The 15,008-nt window shown below is 73.1% G+C and carries 11 protein-coding genes and 1 pseudogene; 7 read left to right on the top strand and 5 right to left on the bottom strand.

The annotated features are described in order from the left end of the window. Window positions 1-67: 67 nt before the first annotated feature. A pseudogene (gene xylA / locus ACSJJR_RS09535) lies at window positions 68-1,054 on the bottom strand (xylose isomerase); the annotation flags it as partial. A 70-nt stretch (window positions 1,055-1,124) separates the two neighbouring features. Here xylA and ACSJJR_RS09530 point away from each other — a divergent pair. The 5 genes from ACSJJR_RS09530 to disA all read left to right on the top strand — a co-directional run bounded on the left by ACSJJR_RS09530 (window position 1,125) and on the right by disA (window position 8,374). Next, window positions 1,125-2,372: an ROK family protein gene (locus tag ACSJJR_RS09530; protein ID WP_435943184.1), complete on the top strand. Its 1,248-nt coding sequence runs from the start codon at window positions 1,125-1,127 to the stop codon at window positions 2,370-2,372. A 229-nt stretch (window positions 2,373-2,601) separates the two neighbouring features. Then, window positions 2,602-4,692: a transketolase gene (gene tkt, locus ACSJJR_RS09525; protein WP_435943183.1), complete on the top strand. Its 2,091-nt coding sequence runs from the start codon at window positions 2,602-2,604 to the stop codon at window positions 4,690-4,692. A 212-nt stretch (window positions 4,693-4,904) separates the two neighbouring features. Continuing rightward, entirely contained in the window at window positions 4,905-5,627 is a 723-nt protein-coding gene (locus ACSJJR_RS09520) for an L-ribulose-5-phosphate 4-epimerase (RefSeq protein WP_435943182.1), read from the top strand. Between the two features lie 107 nt (window positions 5,628-5,734). After that, window positions 5,735-7,168: a DNA repair protein RadA gene (radA, locus tag ACSJJR_RS09515; protein WP_435943181.1), complete on the top strand. Its 1,434-nt coding sequence runs from the start codon at window positions 5,735-5,737 to the stop codon at window positions 7,166-7,168. Window positions 7,169-7,303: 135 nt separating this feature from the next. Beyond that, window positions 7,304-8,374 carry a DNA integrity scanning diadenylate cyclase DisA gene (gene disA, locus ACSJJR_RS09510; protein WP_435943180.1) on the top strand — a complete coding sequence of 357 codons (1,071 nt, stop codon included), beginning with the start codon at window positions 7,304-7,306 and terminating at the stop codon, window positions 8,372-8,374. A gap of 35 nt (window positions 8,375-8,409) precedes the next feature. Here the strand turns inward: disA and ACSJJR_RS09505 are convergent, their stop codons facing one another. The 4 genes from ACSJJR_RS09505 to ACSJJR_RS09490 form a co-directional block, all read right to left on the bottom strand. After that, a complete protein-coding gene (locus tag ACSJJR_RS09505) occupies window positions 8,410-9,429 on the bottom strand; it encodes a hypothetical protein (RefSeq protein WP_435943179.1) in 1,020 nt (339 codons plus the stop codon). 93 nt (window positions 9,430-9,522) lie between these two features. Further along, window positions 9,523-10,506, bottom strand: coding sequence for an A/G-specific adenine glycosylase (locus ACSJJR_RS09500; protein ID WP_435943178.1), 984 nt, complete (start codon window positions 10,504-10,506; stop codon window positions 9,523-9,525). Beyond that, the gene (locus tag ACSJJR_RS09495; RefSeq protein WP_435943177.1) at window positions 10,503-11,081 is read right to left on the bottom strand and encodes an amino-acid N-acetyltransferase; all 579 of its coding nucleotides are present in this window, start codon (window positions 11,079-11,081) and stop codon (window positions 10,503-10,505) included. The genes ACSJJR_RS09500 and ACSJJR_RS09495 overlap by 4 nt, the downstream gene beginning before the upstream one ends. Beyond that, window positions 11,078-12,178, bottom strand: a complete 1,101-nt coding sequence (locus ACSJJR_RS09490) for a sugar-binding transcriptional regulator (RefSeq protein WP_435943176.1) — start codon at window positions 12,176-12,178, stop codon at window positions 11,078-11,080. Before ACSJJR_RS09490 ends, ACSJJR_RS09495 begins: the two co-directional genes overlap by 4 nt. Window positions 12,179-12,314: 136 nt before the next feature. Between ACSJJR_RS09490 and ACSJJR_RS09485 the strand changes: the two genes are divergently transcribed. Together ACSJJR_RS09485 and ACSJJR_RS09480 are read left to right on the top strand one after the other, a co-directional pair. Continuing rightward, entirely contained in the window at window positions 12,315-14,039 is a 1,725-nt protein-coding gene (locus ACSJJR_RS09485) for a glycerol-3-phosphate dehydrogenase/oxidase (RefSeq protein WP_435943175.1), read from the top strand. 177 nt (window positions 14,040-14,216) lie between these two features. Further along, complete coding sequence (locus ACSJJR_RS09480) at window positions 14,217-14,957, top strand: MIP/aquaporin family protein (protein ID WP_435943174.1); 741 nt, start codon at window positions 14,217-14,219, stop codon at window positions 14,955-14,957. Window positions 14,958-15,008 lie beyond the last annotated feature (51 nt).

The following is a 15,008-nucleotide window of genomic DNA, read 5'->3' as shown; positions in this document are numbered from 1 at the left end:
GCGCGCGAGCGTACGGCCAAGACCGTGGTTGTCGAGCGCAAAGCGAGGATCTCGGCACCCGGGGGCGTCAGCCGATGAGGTGCATGACGGCCTTCTGGTAGAGATCGACGTAGTGGTAGTCGCGGGCGGCGGCGGCCTCGGCGTCGAAGTCCTCGTAGGCGGAGCGGTCGCCGATGAAGTCCTCGAGGGACTCGCCGGCGGCGAGGGTGGGCTCACCGAGCTCGTAGACACCCGACAGCCTCAGGGCCTCCTGGACCTGCGGGTCGGCCCGGAAGGCCTTGGCCTTCTCGGCGAGCTGGAGCCACATCTCCATGTTGGCGGCGGCGGACTCCCACACACCGCCCATGCCGTCGGTGCGCGAGGGCTTGTAGTCGAAGTGGATCGGGCCGTCATAGCGCGGGCCACCGTTGGGGAAGCCGTTGACGATGAGGTCCACGGTGAAGAAGGCGCTGAGCAGGTCGCCGTGGCCGAAGACGAGGTCCTGGTCGTACTTCAGGCCCTTCTGGCCGTTGAGGTCGATGTGGAAGAGCTTGCCGGCGTTGAGGGCCTGGGCGATGGCGTGGGTGTAGTTGAGGTTGGCCATCTGCTCGTGGCCGACCTCGGGGTTGAGGCCGACGACGTCGCCGTTGTCGAGCTCGGCGATGAGGGCGAGGGCGTGGCCGACGGTGGGAAGGAAGATGTCGCCGCGGGGCTCGTTGGGCTTGGGCTCGAGGCCGATCCGGAGGTCGTAACCCTTGTCCTTGATGTACTGGGCGACGGTGTCCAACCCCTCCTTGTAGCGCTCCATGGCCGCGTTGACGTCCTTGGAGGAGTCGTACTCGGCGCCCTCGCGCCCGCCCCACATGACGAAGGTCGTGGCGCCGAGCTCGGCGGCGAGATCGACGTTGCGCAGGACCTTGCGCAGGCCGAAGCGGCGGATGGTGCGGTCGTTGTTGGTCAGGCCCCCGTCCTTGAAGACCGGGTGGGTGAAGGTGTTGGTCGTGACCATCTCGATGGTCAGGCCGGCGGCGTCGCAGGCGCCCTTGAGACGACCGACGATCCTCGCGCGCTCGGCGCCCCAGGTTCAGGGCATCCATTTGTTTGTTGATGCAACTATAGCACGTCGATGAGGTAGGGTCAAGACCGTGGTCACCAGCACCTGGACCCCGGCGCCGACGTCGGTACCGTCCGCCTCGAACCCGTCCACGTCGGCACGCCAGTCCACGCTGCGCACAGCGAACCTCGCGCTCGTCGCCAGGAAGGTCCTGTCCTCCCACGAGCCGATCTCGCGAGCCGACGTCGCCGCCACCACCGGCATGACCCGCTCGACAGCCTCACGCCTGGCCGACGAGCTCGTCGAGGCCGGCGTCCTCGCCGAGCTCGCCCCAGTCCCCTCCGTCGGCCCCGGGCGCCCGGCCGTCCCCCTGGCCCCACCGCACGGCACCTTCGTCGCGCTCGGGCTGGAGGTCAACGTCACCCACATGGCGGTGCGCGCCATCGACCTGTCCGGCCAGATGCTGGCCGAGAGAATCGTCCTCGACGACTTCGCCGGCTCCGACCCCACCGTCGTGCTCAGCCGCCTGTCGCACCTGGTCGCCGACCTCCTCACCCTCGACGCCGTCGGCCACGCCCGCCTCGTCGGCGCCGCGCTGGCACTGCCGGGCCTCGTGTCCGACGGCGTCCTGCTCCGGGCGCCCAACCTCGGATGGTCCCAGGTGCGCCCCGCCGACCACCTCGCCCCGGCGCTCGCACCCGCCGGGCTGCAGCTGCTCGTGGGCAACGAGGCGAACCTCGGCGCCCTCACCGTGGGCCGCGAGCGCCCCGGCTCCACCCACCACTACCCCTCCTACATCTACCTGTCCGGCGAGAACGGCATCGGCGCAGGGATCGTGCGCGAGGGGCGCGTCATCATCGGCACCTCGGGATTCGCCGGTGAGATCGGGCACGTGCAGATCGACCCCGCGGGGCCCCTGTGCGGCTGCGGCAACCGCGGCTGCCTCGAGCGCTACGCCGGGCGCCGCGTCATCCTGCGCGCCGCGGGGCTGCGCGACGAGGACTCCCCCGAGACGCTGGTGGCCGCCTACGAGGCCCACGACGCCCAGGCGGTCGCCGCCGTCGATGCGGCCGCGCACGCACTGGGCGTGGGCCTGGCCGGCGCGGTCAACCTGCTCGACATCCCGGTGGTGGTCCTGGGCGGCCACCTCGCCCCACTCACGCGGATCCTGCGGCCGCTGCTGTCCCAGGAGCTTCGAGCGCGCGTGCTGGCCTCCTCCTGGTCCACCCCCGAGGTCGTGCAGGCCGACGGCGACCAGATGCCCGGCGCGACCGGCGCCGCGTGGACCCTGCTCGAGCAGGTTGTCGCCGACCCCGCCGCCTGGATGCGGACAGGATGACGAGGAGGGGCGGCACCGGGCCACCACCCAGGCACTGACCGTCACCCCGACCCCGCCCGCTTTGTTTAACCGTGCTACATTTTGGGTGAGACAACTTCCGTCCGGGCACGCGCCTCCCACCGGCCCGGTCACGCCCTCTCCCGTTGCCCCGCGCACCGCTGCCGGGGGAGGATCACCCTGGCCACGGCGGCCCGCGTCCCCGACCCCAGACTCTCTAAGGAGCACCTGCATGAGCACCGAGCCCTTCGCGCTCACCGACGACGACCTCACGGCGATCAACGTCTCCAAGGCGCTGGCCGCCGACGCCGTCGAGAAGGCAGGCTCCGGCCACCCCGGCACCCCGATCTCGCTGGCGGGCGTCGCCTACCTGCTCTACCAGTACGAGATGAAGGGGGACCCGGCGGACGCCCACTGGCTCGGCCGCGACCGCTTCGTCCTGTCCATCGGCCACGCCTCCATGCTCCAGTACGCCCAGCTCACCCTGGCCGGATACGGCCTGGAGATCGAGGACCTGGCCGCCCTGCGCACCGCCGGCTCCCTGACCCCCGGGCACCCGGAGTACGGGCACACCGCGGGCGTCGAGACGACGACAGGCCCCCTGGGGGCCGGCTTCTCCAACGCCGTCGGCCTGGCCATGGCCGCCCGCTTCGAGCACGGGCTGCTCGACCCCACCGCCCCGGCCGGCGAGTCCGTCTTCGACCACTACGTCTACACGATCCTCGGCGACGGCTGCATGCAGGAGGGCGTCACCTCGGAGGCCGCCTCCCTCGCCGGCACCCAGCAGCTGGGCAACCTCATCGCCATCTACGACGACAACGACATCTCCATCGAGGGCAACACGGACATCGCCTTCAGCGAGGACCCCTCCGCCCGCTTCGAGTCCTACGGCTGGCAGGTCCTCGACGTCGACTGGACCCACGGCGGCACCGGGTACGCCGAGGACTACACGGCCCTGCACGAGGCGCTGGTCGCGGCCCGCGCCGAGACGACCAAGCCCTCCCTCATCCGCCTGCACACGGTCATCGCCTGGCCCTCGCCCACGAAGCAGGGCACCGAGGGCTCCCACGGCGCCAAGCTCGGCGCCGAGGAGGTCGCGGGGCTGAAGACGGCCCTCGGCCTGGACCCTGAGGCCTCCTTCCAGACCGCCGGGATCCTCGACTACACGCGCGCGCGCGCGGCGGCCGGCGCCCGCGCCGCGCGCCAGGACTGGGACGCCCGCTTCGCGGCGTGGCAGGCCGCCAACCCGCAGGGCGCGGCACTGCTCGCCCGCCTGCAGGCCCAGGAGCTGCCCGAGGGCATCGACGAGGCGCTGCCGACCTGGGAGGTCGGCTCCTCCATCGCCACCCGTGCGGCCTCGGGCAAGGTCCTGTCCGCGATCGGCGCCGTCATGCCCGAGCTGTGGGGAGGTTCCGCCGACCTCGCGGGCTCGAACAACACGACGATCGCCGGTGCCGGCTCCTTCCTGCCCGCCTCGCTCGCCCAGAAGGAGGGCGACGGCCCCTACGGCCGCGTCCTGCACTTCGGCATCCGCGAGCACGCGATGGGCGGCATCCTCAACGGCATCGCCCTGGACCGTCTGACCCGCGCCTACGGCGGCACCTTCATGGTCTTCTCCGACTACATGCGTCCGGCCGTGCGTCTGGCCGCGCTCATGGGGCTGGACACGACCTTCGTGTGGACGCACGACTCCATCGGCGTCGGGGAGGACGGTCCCACCCACCAGCCGGTCGAGCACCTCGCGGCGCTGCGCGCCATCCCGGGCCTCGACGTCGTGCGCCCCGGCGACGCCAACGAGACCGCCGCGGCCTGGCGCACGATCCTGTCGCGCCGGTCCAACCCGGCCGGCATCATCCTGTCTCGTCAGAACCTGACGGTGAACGCCTGTGCCGAGGCCGCCGCGGCGGGAGTGAGCAAGGGCGCCTACACGCTGCTGGAGGCTACGGACGCCCACGACGAGGTCACGACGCCCGCCGTCGTGCTCATCGCCACCGGCTCGGAGGTCGGCGTCGCCGTCGCCGCCCGCGAGGTCCTTCAGACGGCGGGCACCCCCACCCGCGTGGTCTCCGCCCCCTGCCTGGAGTGGTTCGCCGAGCAGGACAAGGCCTACCGCAGCCAGGTGCTTCCCGAGGACTGTGTCAAGGTCTCAGTCGAGGCGGGCATCGCAATGGGCTGGCGCGAGATCGTCGGGGACAGCGGCGCGATCGTCTCCCTCGACCACTTCGGGGCCTCGGCCGCGGGCACGCTCCTGTTCGAGGAGTACGGCTTCACGGGCGAGAACGTCGCCCACGTGGCGCGCGAGGCCCTGGCTGCCAAGGTCTGAGCCGTCCCCTCCGCCCGGAGCACCACATGTCGGCCGTCCAGCCCACCCGGGCCGGGCGGCCGACATGTGTGTCCTGAGGTCCCTCCCGCGGTGGAGGCTGCGGCGGTAGCCTGGACCCAGGAGCGTGAACGTTAACATGCCGGGTCCGGCTCCTCCGACGGCGCTCCCACCGCCCCACAGCACCCACCTCACCAACGCCCCAAGGAGTACCCATGCCCAGCACTATCGTCCTCGCCGAGCTCGACGCCGACCTCCAGGAGGCTGTCGCCGCCACCCGGCAGAAGGTCGCCGACCTGCACGCCGAGCTGCCCCGCTGGGGCCTGGTCGTGTGGACCGCCGGGAACGTCTCCGAGCGGGTCGTGCTCGACGGCGCCCCAACAGACCTGTTCGTCATCAAGCCCTCGGGCGTGTCCTACGACGAGCTCAGCGCCGAGAACATGGTGGTGTGCACCCTTGACGGCAACAAGATCCTCGACGGCACCCCGCAGTCCCTCACCCCCTCCTCGGACACGGCGGCGCACGCCTACGTCTACCGCCACATGGAGGGCGTGGGCGGCGTCGTGCACACGCACTCGACCTACGCCACCGCCTGGGCCGCCCGCCGCGAGCCCATCCCCTGCGCCCTGACGATGATGGGCGACGAGTTCGGCGGGCAGATCCCCGTCGGTCCCTTCGCACTCATCGGCGACGACTCCATCGGCCGCGGCATCGTCGAGACGCTGCGCGGCTCGAAGTCCCCGGCGGTCCTCATGGCCAACCACGGCCCCTTCACCATCGGCAAGGACGCGCGCAGCGCGGTCAAGGCCGCGGTCATGTGCGAGGAGGTCGCCCGCACCGTGCACATCGCGCGGCAGGACGGCCAGATCCACCTCATCCCCCAGGAGCTCATGGACCGCCTCAACGACCGCTACCAGAACGTCTACGGCCAGCACTGACCTCGCCGGGCCCGCGCCCCTGCTCACCCGGGGCCCGGCCCGGGTCAGCAGGGGCGCGGCGGCTCGCAGCGGCCTTCGTGTCGCAGCCGCCTCCTAGTCTTGCCACCATGAGCCCCTCGCCCACCCGCAGCAGCACGTCGAAGAAGGCACGCACCTCCTACGTCTGCACCGAGTGCGGCTGGCAGAGCCCCAAGTGGCTCGGCCAGTGCCGTGAGTGCAAGGAGTGGGGAACGCTCACGGAGCACGTCGAGGCGCCCGGCGCCCTCCCCTCAGGCGGTGCGGCGCTGGCCCGCGCCACGGCCGTGCGCCCGGCCGAGCCCGCACGCCCCATCGGCGAGGTCTCCGCCGAGGCTGCACGCGCCCAGCCCACCGGTGTCGGTGAGCTTGACCGCGTGCTCGGCGGCGGGATCGTGCCCGGCGCCGTCGTCCTGCTCGCCGGGGAGCCCGGCGTCGGCAAGTCCACCCTGCTGCTCGACGTCGCCGCCAAGGCGGCCGCCGTCGCCCGCCAGCGCGGCACCCGGCCCGTCCTGTACGTCACCGGCGAGGAGTCCGCCAGCCAGGTGCGCCTGCGCGCGGAGCGCATCGACGCCATCGACCCGGCCCTGCTGCTCGCCAGCGAGACCGAGCTCGGTGCGCTCCTCGGGCACGTCGAGGCTGCCAGCCCCTCGCTGCTCGTCGTCGACTCGGTCCAGACCATCGCCTCCGCCCAGGTCGAGGGCTCGGCCGGCGGTGTCACCCAGGTGCGCGCCGTGGCCAGCACGCTTATCGCCGTCGCCAAGGAGCGCAGCATCCCCGTCCTGCTGGTCGGGCACGTGACGAAGGACGGCGGGATCGCTGGGCCGCGCGTCCTCGAGCACCTGGTAGACGTCGTCTGCCAGTTCGAGGGGGACCGGCACGCGCGCCTGCGCCTGCTGCGCGCCGTGAAGAACCGCTACGGGCCCACGGACGAGGTCGGCTGCTTCGACCTCGGGGAGCGGGGCATCATCGGCCTGGAGGACCCGAGCGGGCTGTTCCTGTCCTCCGCCCGCTCCGAGGTCCCGGGCACCTGTGCCACCGTCACCCTCGAGGGGCGCCGTCCCATGCCGGTGGAGGTGCAGGCCCTTGTCGCCGGCACCAACGCGGGCTCCCCGCGGCGCACCACCTCGGGGCTGGACCACTCGCGCGTGGCCATGGCGCTGGCGGTGCTGCAGGCGCGCCTCGGTGTGGACACCTCGAGCGCGGACGTCTACCTGTCCACGGTGGGCGGGGCCAGGACGGTGGAGCCGGCCACGGACCTCGCGGTGGCGGTGGCGGTGGTCTCCGCCGCCCGGAACCTGCCCACACCCGCGGGGCTCGCCGCCTTCGGCGAGGTGGGGCTGACCGGCGAGGTTCGGGCGACGGTCGGGATCCAGCGGCGCCTGGCCGAGGCGGCCCGCCTCGGCTTCGACCGGGCGATCGTGCCGCTGGCGGGCTCCGCGGAGCTCCGGACGGTGCCCGGGATGCAGGTCCTGCCGGTGAGCCACGTCGGTGAGGCCATCGGCGCGGCCCTGCCCCGCGGCTGAGCACCTGCCGTGGCCTGGCGCACCCGGCGGCCCAGGACCGCAGCAGGGCCGGCGCGCGGCCGACGGGCAGTGGATACGATGCCCACGGACGCAGGCCCGGCCCCACCGGGCGCCGCCACCCAGGAGACTGCCCCCATGACCGACGCCCACGCGAGATCCCTGCGCGACACGCTTGCTCTGATCGCCCCCGGCACCGTCCTGCGTGACGGCCTCGAGCGCATCCTGCGCGGCCGCACAGGTGCGATCATCGTGCTCGGATTCGATGAGACCGTTGAGTCGATCTCCTCCGGGGGATTCACCCTCGACGTCGAGCTCTCCGCCGCCCGCCTGCGTGAGCTGTCCAAGATGGACGGCGCCGTCGTCGTCGACCGGGACGCCAACCGCATCCGCCTCGCCAACGTCCAGCTCATGCCCAGCTCCGCCATCGAGACGAGCGAGGCGGGTATGCGCCACCGCACGGCTGAGCGGGTCGCGCGTCAGACCGGTTACCCGGTCCTGTCCGTGTCCCAGTCGATGCGGATCATCTCCCTGTACGTCGACGGTATCCGCCACGTCATCGAGCCCAGCGAGGCGATCCTCGCCCGCACCAACCAGGCCCTGGCCACCCTGGAGCGCTACACGACCCGGCTGGCCCGCACCTCCTCGGGGCTCGACATCCTCGAGATCGAGGACATGGTCACCGTGCGCGACGTCGCCACCGTCCTGCAGCTGCTGGAGATGGTGCGCCGTATCGCCTCTGACATTGACGACTACGTCATCGAGCTCGGCACCGACGGCCGGCTCCTGGCCCTGCAGCATGAGGAGCTGACGCGCGGACTCATGGCCGAGCGCGACTTCCTCCTGTCCGACTACCTGCCCAAGGACCTCGACACCGCCACCGTGGACGTCCGCCTCAAGTGGGTCGGGGCCCCGGCCCTGCTCGACCTGGCGATGGTGGCCCGCTCCATGGGGCTGGGCGGGCCCGACGGCCAGGACCTCGACGCCTCCCTGTCCCCCCGGGGCCTGCGGCTGCTGTCGAAGATCCCCCGGCTGCCGCTGGTGACGGCGCGCGCGGTCGCCGAGCACTGGGGCTCCCTCCAGGGCGTGCTCGGGGCGACGGTCGAGGAGCTGCAGGCGGTCGATGGTGTGGGGGCGCGCAGGGCCCGCACGGTGCGCGACGGCCTGTCGCGTCTTGCCGAGGCCTCCCTCGTCGACCGCTTCGGGTGAGCGCGTCCGCGCGACGCGCAGTGCGGGCGGCGGTCTCAGCCGATGATGAAGACGCGGTCCTCGGTGACCACCGTGCCCCCCATCTCCAGGTGGAGGATGTAGGTCCCCTCCGTGGCGACAGGACGGTCGGCGTCCGGCGCCGGAGTGCCCTCCTCGCCCTCGGCCTCCGTCCCGTCCTGCGCAGCCTCGGTCGGCTCGGCGGACCCGTCCTGCGCAGCCTCGGTCGGCTCGGCGGACCCGTCCTGCGCAGCCTCGGTCGGCTCGGCGGACCCGTCCTGCGCGCCCGTCCCATCGGCGGTGGTCGCGGAGCACTGCCCGGCGCCCACACGCCCGTCCCACGTAAGGGTCGTCGTCGCGCTGTCACCCGCTCTAACGAGGAGCATGCGCTGGGCGGGCTCGGCCGGGCAGGTGAGTGAGGACCACTGCCTCACGCCTCCCGAGGTGATGACGGTACCGAGGTTCGCTGCGCCGACGTCGAGCAGGCAGTCCTCGGCACCGGTGTTGGTCAGCGTGACGGCGATGCTCAGGCCGGCGCCGACCGCGACCATCGTGGGGGTGCTCATGGCGACCTCGACCTGTGCGGCGGGGCAGGCGACGGGGTCGGGGTAGGGACTGGAGACCGCTCTCGCTGCCTGCCGCGCGTCCTGGGCGCGGATCGTGTCCCGCACCCAGGAGGCGGCGGCGATGATGCCGTAGGACAGTGCCACCAGAAGCGCGATGGCGATGATGAGGGCGATGAGCCGGCGCAGCCAGTAACGGGGCCGGGCCCGCCTGGGCCGGGGTGGGCGCCCGCGCCGGCTCACGGGGCGGGTCTGGGAGCGCATGGCGGGACGACGGCCCTGGGAGGGACGGCCTGCGGTGCGGGAGGAGGGCGTGGGGCGCGCCGTGCCGGCGGCGCGCTGGGGCTGCGTGCGCCCGGCGCCGGGGCGGCCGGCCGTGGTGGGGCGCCCTGTGCCACGGGGCGCCCGCGCGCCCTGTGAGGACCCGGGCACCCGGTTACGGGCAGGCTGCGACCGACGGCGTGCGTCATCCTGCGGGCTGCGTCCGGGGGCCATGGGCTGAGCGTACCGGTGGGCAGCAGCGAGCCCGCAGCGCCCCGCCGCGCCCCTGCTGCCCGCTGCCGGGTGCGCGCACGGGGCGGCGCACACTCACGGCAGGCGGAAGGTGTGACCACCGTCCTCGGAGACGACGAGCCCGTCAGCGAGCAGGCCCGCCAGCGCCCGCCCCGGCTGGTCCCGGTCCGGCTCGCTCGCCTGCCCCGCCCGGCTTGCCCGGGCCCCTGCGAGCGCGGCCGCCTCGAGCAGGGCCTCGCGTCCCACCACCGCCCCTGGGGGCGCCTCGCGCAGCCGGGCCATGACGAGGCCGCGGGCCTGGCGGTCCGTGCCGTGCCAGGTCTGGGTGCGACGGCGCCCGGCGTGCTCATCAGCCGGCCGGCCCGCCGCGAGCCAGGCACAGCGCTCGCGCCAGGGGCACTGCTCGCAGCGCGGGGCGCGCGCCGTGCACACGAGGGCGCCAAGCTCCATGACGGCGGCGGACCAGGCCGAGCCCTCGGCGTCGGAGCCGGGCTGGAGGGCGCCGGCACGGGTGGTCTCGGCCCGGGTGAGGGTGGGCGGGGCCAGGGCCGTGCCCGTGTGCGCGCGGGCGAGGACCCGCCGCACGTTCGTGTCGAGGGCCAGGGCGCGGCGCCCGAGGGCGAAGGCGAGCACGGCCCCGGCCGTGTACGGGCCGACGCCGGGAAGGGCGAGGAGGGAGGCAGCCTCCTGAGGCAGGACGCCGTCGTGCTGCTCGACGACGACGCGCGCCGTCTCCATCAGGCGCAGGGCGCGGCGCGGGTAGCCCAGGCGCCCCCACACGCGCAGGACCTCGCCGGCGTCGGCGGCCGCCAGCGCCGCCGGGTCAGGCCAGCGGCTCATCCACTCGCGCCAGGCGGGCAGGACCCGCTCGACGGGGGTCTGCTGGCTCATGACCTCGCAGACGAGCACGGCGTAGGGGCTGGTGCCGGGTCTCCTCCAGGGCAGGTCGCGGGCGTGGTGGCGGTACCAGTCGATGACCTCGCGGGCGGCCTCGGGCCCGGCGACGCCGGGGGCCCCGCCCTTCGCACAGGCGCCGGGCACGTGCGCAGCCCCGCTCACAGCTCGAGAAGCATGCGGGTGTTGCCCAGGGTGTTGGGCTTGGCACGCGCGAGGTCGAGGAACTCGGCGACGCCGTCGTCGTGCGAGCGAACCATCTCGCTGAAGACATCGGTGCCCACAGGGGTGCCCTCGATGGGCTTGAAGCCGTGCGCCTGGAAGAAGCCGACCTCGAAGGTCAGGCAGAAGACCCGTCGCAGGCCGAGGCAACGCGCTTGCTCCACGAGGCGGGTGAGCAGCGCGGAGCCGAGCCGGCGGTGGAGGTGGTCGGGCCGCACGGCGAGGGTACGGACCTCGGCGATGTCGTCCCACATGACGTGCAGGGCCCCGCAGCCGACCACCTCGTGGGCCTCGGGCGCGGCACCGTGCTCACCGCCGTGGCCGGTCTCGGCGACGCTGAACTCCTGGATGTCCTCGAAGTAGCTGATGAGGTCCTTGGCGATGAGGATGCGGCGCTCGGCGTAGGGGCGCACGAGCTCGGCGACGGCACGGGCGTCGCGCGGCAGGGCGGGGCGCAGGAGGACCCCTCCGCCCAGGGCCCTGACGGCACGGCTGGCGGGGACGGTGGTGGGGGTCATGTCCGGTCCTTCCGTGGTTCCTGCCGGCTGCCGAGCGCGAGGACGGCGCGGGCGGTGGCGTCGTCGATGACGAGGTCGGTGGCCACCCGCGCCCGCAGGGCCGCGAGCGCGGCGCGGGCCTTGCCGGTGCCGGCCACGACGCACAGTCTGCGCGGGACCCGGGCGAGCTGGGCGGGCGTGGGGCCGGTGGCCCGGGCGTTGAGGTCGATGTCACGCCAGGTGCCGTCGGCCCGCAGCAGGACGGTGCACACGTCTCCCACCACCTCCTCGCGACGGGCGATGGCAAGGTCCGAGCGGGTCAGGTGCCCGCCGGCATAGACCTGGCTGGGTAGCTCGGAGTCGAGGGATCCGACGCCGAAGACGGCGATGCGGGCGCGGGCGGCGACGGCCAGGACGCGTTTGACGGAGCGCTCGGACCACATGGCCTCGCGGGTGGTGACCTGGTCGAAGAAGGCGGGTACGGGGAAGGTGATGGTCCGCGCCCCCAGGCTGTGCCCCATGCGCGCCAGGAGGTCACTGGCGCTGGGTCCGTCCTGCAGGGGCTCGGAGGCGCCGTTGAGCTGGACGATGGTCAGGCCCGGTACGGGTCGGCTGCTCAGCGCGGTGCTGACCTCGTTCATCGTGGTGCCCCAGGCGACGCCGACGACGAGCCCGTCGCCGGGCGCCGTCTCCAGCCCCCGGGCTGCCGCCCCACCTGCCCCGCCGGGCTCTGCGCAGGCGTGGGGGGACAGGGCCGCGACCTCGGCGTCGATCATCTCGGTCAAGGTGGAGGCCGCGACGGCGGCCACCTGCTGAAGGCGGTGGATCTCGGTGGTGCCCTCACGCACGGGGACGATGCGGGCGCGCACGCCGTGCAGGTCGAGCAGGTGGTGCCCCAGGCTGCCGGCGGCCCCCGGCTCACGCAGCTCGATGCGCACGACGCCCTGCTCGCGGGCGCGTGAGAGCAGGCGCGAGACGGTGGAGCGCGAGACCCCTAGGTGACGGGCGATGACCTCCATGGTCTCGCCCTGGACGTAGTACATGGAGGCGGCGGTGTAGACGGCGCTCTGGCCCGCCACGCCGTCGCCTGTGGTCGCTCTGGCGCTCGATGAGGTCATCGTCTCACCTCTCCCGGTCCGAGCGTGCACGTTCGTGCACGAGCCTTGCCCATCCTCACACATCCTCGTGATCCTTGTGCCGGACAGCGCACCGCCACGCCCGGCCTCCCCGAGGCGCCCAACCCCAGGAGCAAACATGAGCACCACCAGTCATGCCAATAGTGCCCTGACCACCGCCCAGCGCACCGCCGCGCTGGAGGCGATGAGCGGCGAGGAGGGCCTCGACGTCCTCGTCGTTGGCGGCGGCGTCACGGGCGCCGGAATCGTGGTCGATGCTGCCAGCCGCGGCCTGCGCACCGGCATCGTGGAGATGGGTGACTGGGCCTCGGGCACCTCCTCCTGGTCCTCCAAGCTCGTCCACGGCGGCCTGCGCTACCTCTACCAGCTCAACTTCGCCCTCGTGCACGAGTCGCTCACCGAGCGCGGCCGTCTGCTGACCCGGACAGCCCCTCACCTGGTCAAGGCGCAGCCCTTCCTGTGGCCCCTCAAGCACCAGGTCGAGCGCTCCTACTCCGCCGTCGGCATCGGCATGTACGACGCCCTCGCCCTCGCCGGCGCCCGCGGCCGCCAGACCGTCCCCGCCCAGCGCCACCTGGGCCGCAAGGGCACCAAGGCCCTGGCCCCCGCCCTGGACACCTCCCACCTGGCAGGCGCCATCCAGTTCTACGACGCGCGCGTGGACGACGCCCGCCTCGTCATCGACCTCGTGCGCACCGCTGTGGGCATGGGGGCCTTCGCCGCCAGCCGCACCAAGGTCACGGGCTTCCTGCGTGAGGGCGAGCGCGTCACCGGCGCGATCGTCACCGACCTCGAGACCGGACAGTCCCACGAGATCCACGCCCGCCAGGTCATCAACGCCACCGGCGTGTGGACCGAGGACACCCAGGACCTCGCCTCCGGCGAGGGCGGGCTCAAGGTCCTGGCCTCCAAGGGCATCCACATCGTCGTGCCCAAGGAGGCCATCGACGCGGAGACCGGCATCTTCCTGCGCACGGAGAAGTCCGTCCTGTTCATCATCCCCTGGCCCCACTACTGGGTCATCGGCACCACGGACACCCCGTGGCACGAGGACGTCGCCAAGCCGGTGGCGACCTCGGCGGACATCGACTACGTCCTCGAGCACGCCAACGCCGTCCTGGAGCGCCCCATCGGCCGTGAGGACATCATCGGCGTCTACGCCGGGCTGCGGCCGCTGCTCCAGCCCCGTCTGCGTCCCGGGGCCGAGGCCTCCTCCACCAAGGTCTCGCGCGAGCACACGGTCACCCGCATCGTGCCCGGCCTGACGGCCATCGCCGGCGGCAAGCTCACCACCTACCGGGTCATGGCGCAGGACGCCGTCGACCACGCCCTGGGTGAGGCCGGCACCAAGGCCCACCCCTCCACCACTGCTGACCTCCCCCTCGTGGGCGCGGCCGGCTACCACGCCCTGACCCTGCGTGCCGGCGACATCGCCCGCGAGCGCGGCTGGACGCTCGAGCGCGTCACCCACCTGCTCGACCGCTACGGCGACGAGGTGGTGGACCTGCTGGAGACCATCGACGCCGAGCCCTCGCTGGGCGAGCCGCTGACCGGCGACCCCGTCTTCCTCAGGGCCGAGGTCGCCTGGGCCGTGACGCACGAGGGCGCCGCCCACCTGGACGACGTCCTGCTGCGCCGCCTGCGCCTGGACCTGTCTCACCGTGACCGTGGGCTGGCGGCAGCCGACGAGATCCTGTCGGTCATGGCACCGCTGCTGGGCTGGTCCGAGCAGGACGTCGCCACTGAGAAGGAGTCCTACGCCCAGCGCGTGGCCGAGCTTGCCGCGGCCGAGGCCGAGGCGAGTGACGAGGCCGCGGTCGCCCACGTCACCAGGGCGGTCTAGTCCCGTACTCTCCGGCCGGAGACGCCTCCCCCTCCGCCCGGGCCCATGCCCCCGTGCTGCCCGCCGCCACCGGCTAGGGCGGTGGGCAGCACACCCTCCCTTACCCACCCACCGACAACCCGGACCGCGCCGGTGCCGTCCGGAACCCGCACAGTGCCGTGCAGAAAGAGTGCCGCAATGACAGCGACCCTGCCCCAGATCTTCGCCTCAGAGGCATTTGGGACCTTCCTTCTCATCCTCCTGGGCTGCGGCGTCGTCGCCGGCGTCGCCCTGCCCACCTCCAAGGCCAAGGACGGCGGCTGGATCGTCGTCACCATGGCCTGGGGACTGGCGGTCTTCGTCGGCGTCTACGCCGCCTACAAGACCGGCGCCCACCTCAACCCGGCCGTCACCATCGGCCTGGCGGTGGCCGGACGCGACCTGGCCGAGGGCATCCCCGCCTCGGCCACGAACATCATCGTGTACTTCGTGGCCCAGATGGTCGGTGCCATCCTGGGCGCCGCCGCCGTGTGGCTGGCCTACAAGAAGCAGTTCGACCAGAAGGCCGACGCCGCCGCCAAGCTCGGTGTCTTCGCCACCGGCCCGGCAGTGCGCTCCTACGGCTGGAACGTCGTGACCGAGGCCGTGGGCACCTTCGTGCTGCTGGCCTGGATCATCGCCTCGGGCAAGACCCCCTCCGGGCTTGGCCCGCTGGCCGTCGCCCTGGTCATCGTCGTCATCGGCCTGAGCCTGGGTGGACCCACGGGTTACGCCATCAACCCGGCCCGTGACCTGGGCCCGCGCATCGCCCACGCCCTCCTGCCCATCCCGGGCAAGGGCAGCTCGGACTGGGCCTACTCCTGGGTCCCGATCGTCGGCCCGGTCATCGGCGCCGTCGCCGCGGGCCTCATCGTCCCGCACATCGCCGGACTGTTCTGATCTCCGCATCCGGGTGGCACCAGACCAACCAAAACCCCCCCCCCCCCCCCC

Source organism: Actinomyces sp. W5033 (assembly GCF_051303165.1).
This window is presented reverse-complemented; position numbering and strand designations above follow the sequence as displayed.

Bases quoted from the DNA above. Each gene is read 5' to 3' on its own strand.
- radA (WP_435943181.1), top strand. From the start codon at position 5,735: ATGAGCCCCTCGCCCACCCGCAGCAGCACGTCGAAGAAGGCACGCACC.
- ACSJJR_RS09505 (WP_435943179.1), bottom strand. From the start codon at position 9,429: ATGGCCCCCGGACGCAGCCCGCAGGATGACGCACGCCGTCGGTCGCAG.
- ACSJJR_RS09495 (WP_435943177.1), bottom strand. From the start codon at position 11,081: ATGACCCCCACCACCGTCCCCGCCAGCCGTGCCGTCAGGGCCCTGGGC.
- ACSJJR_RS09485 (WP_435943175.1), top strand. From the start codon at position 12,315: ATGAGCACCACCAGTCATGCCAATAGTGCCCTGACCACCGCCCAGCGC.
- tkt (WP_435943183.1), top strand. From the start codon at position 2,602: ATGAGCACCGAGCCCTTCGCGCTCACCGACGACGACCTCACGGCGATC.
- ACSJJR_RS09480 (WP_435943174.1), top strand. From the start codon at position 14,217: ATGACAGCGACCCTGCCCCAGATCTTCGCCTCAGAGGCATTTGGGACC.
- ACSJJR_RS09520 (WP_435943182.1), top strand. From the start codon at position 4,905: ATGCCCAGCACTATCGTCCTCGCCGAGCTCGACGCCGACCTCCAGGAG.
- disA (WP_435943180.1), top strand. From the start codon at position 7,304: ATGACCGACGCCCACGCGAGATCCCTGCGCGACACGCTTGCTCTGATC.
- ACSJJR_RS09490 (WP_435943176.1), bottom strand. From the start codon at position 12,178: ATGACCTCATCGAGCGCCAGAGCGACCACAGGCGACGGCGTGGCGGGC.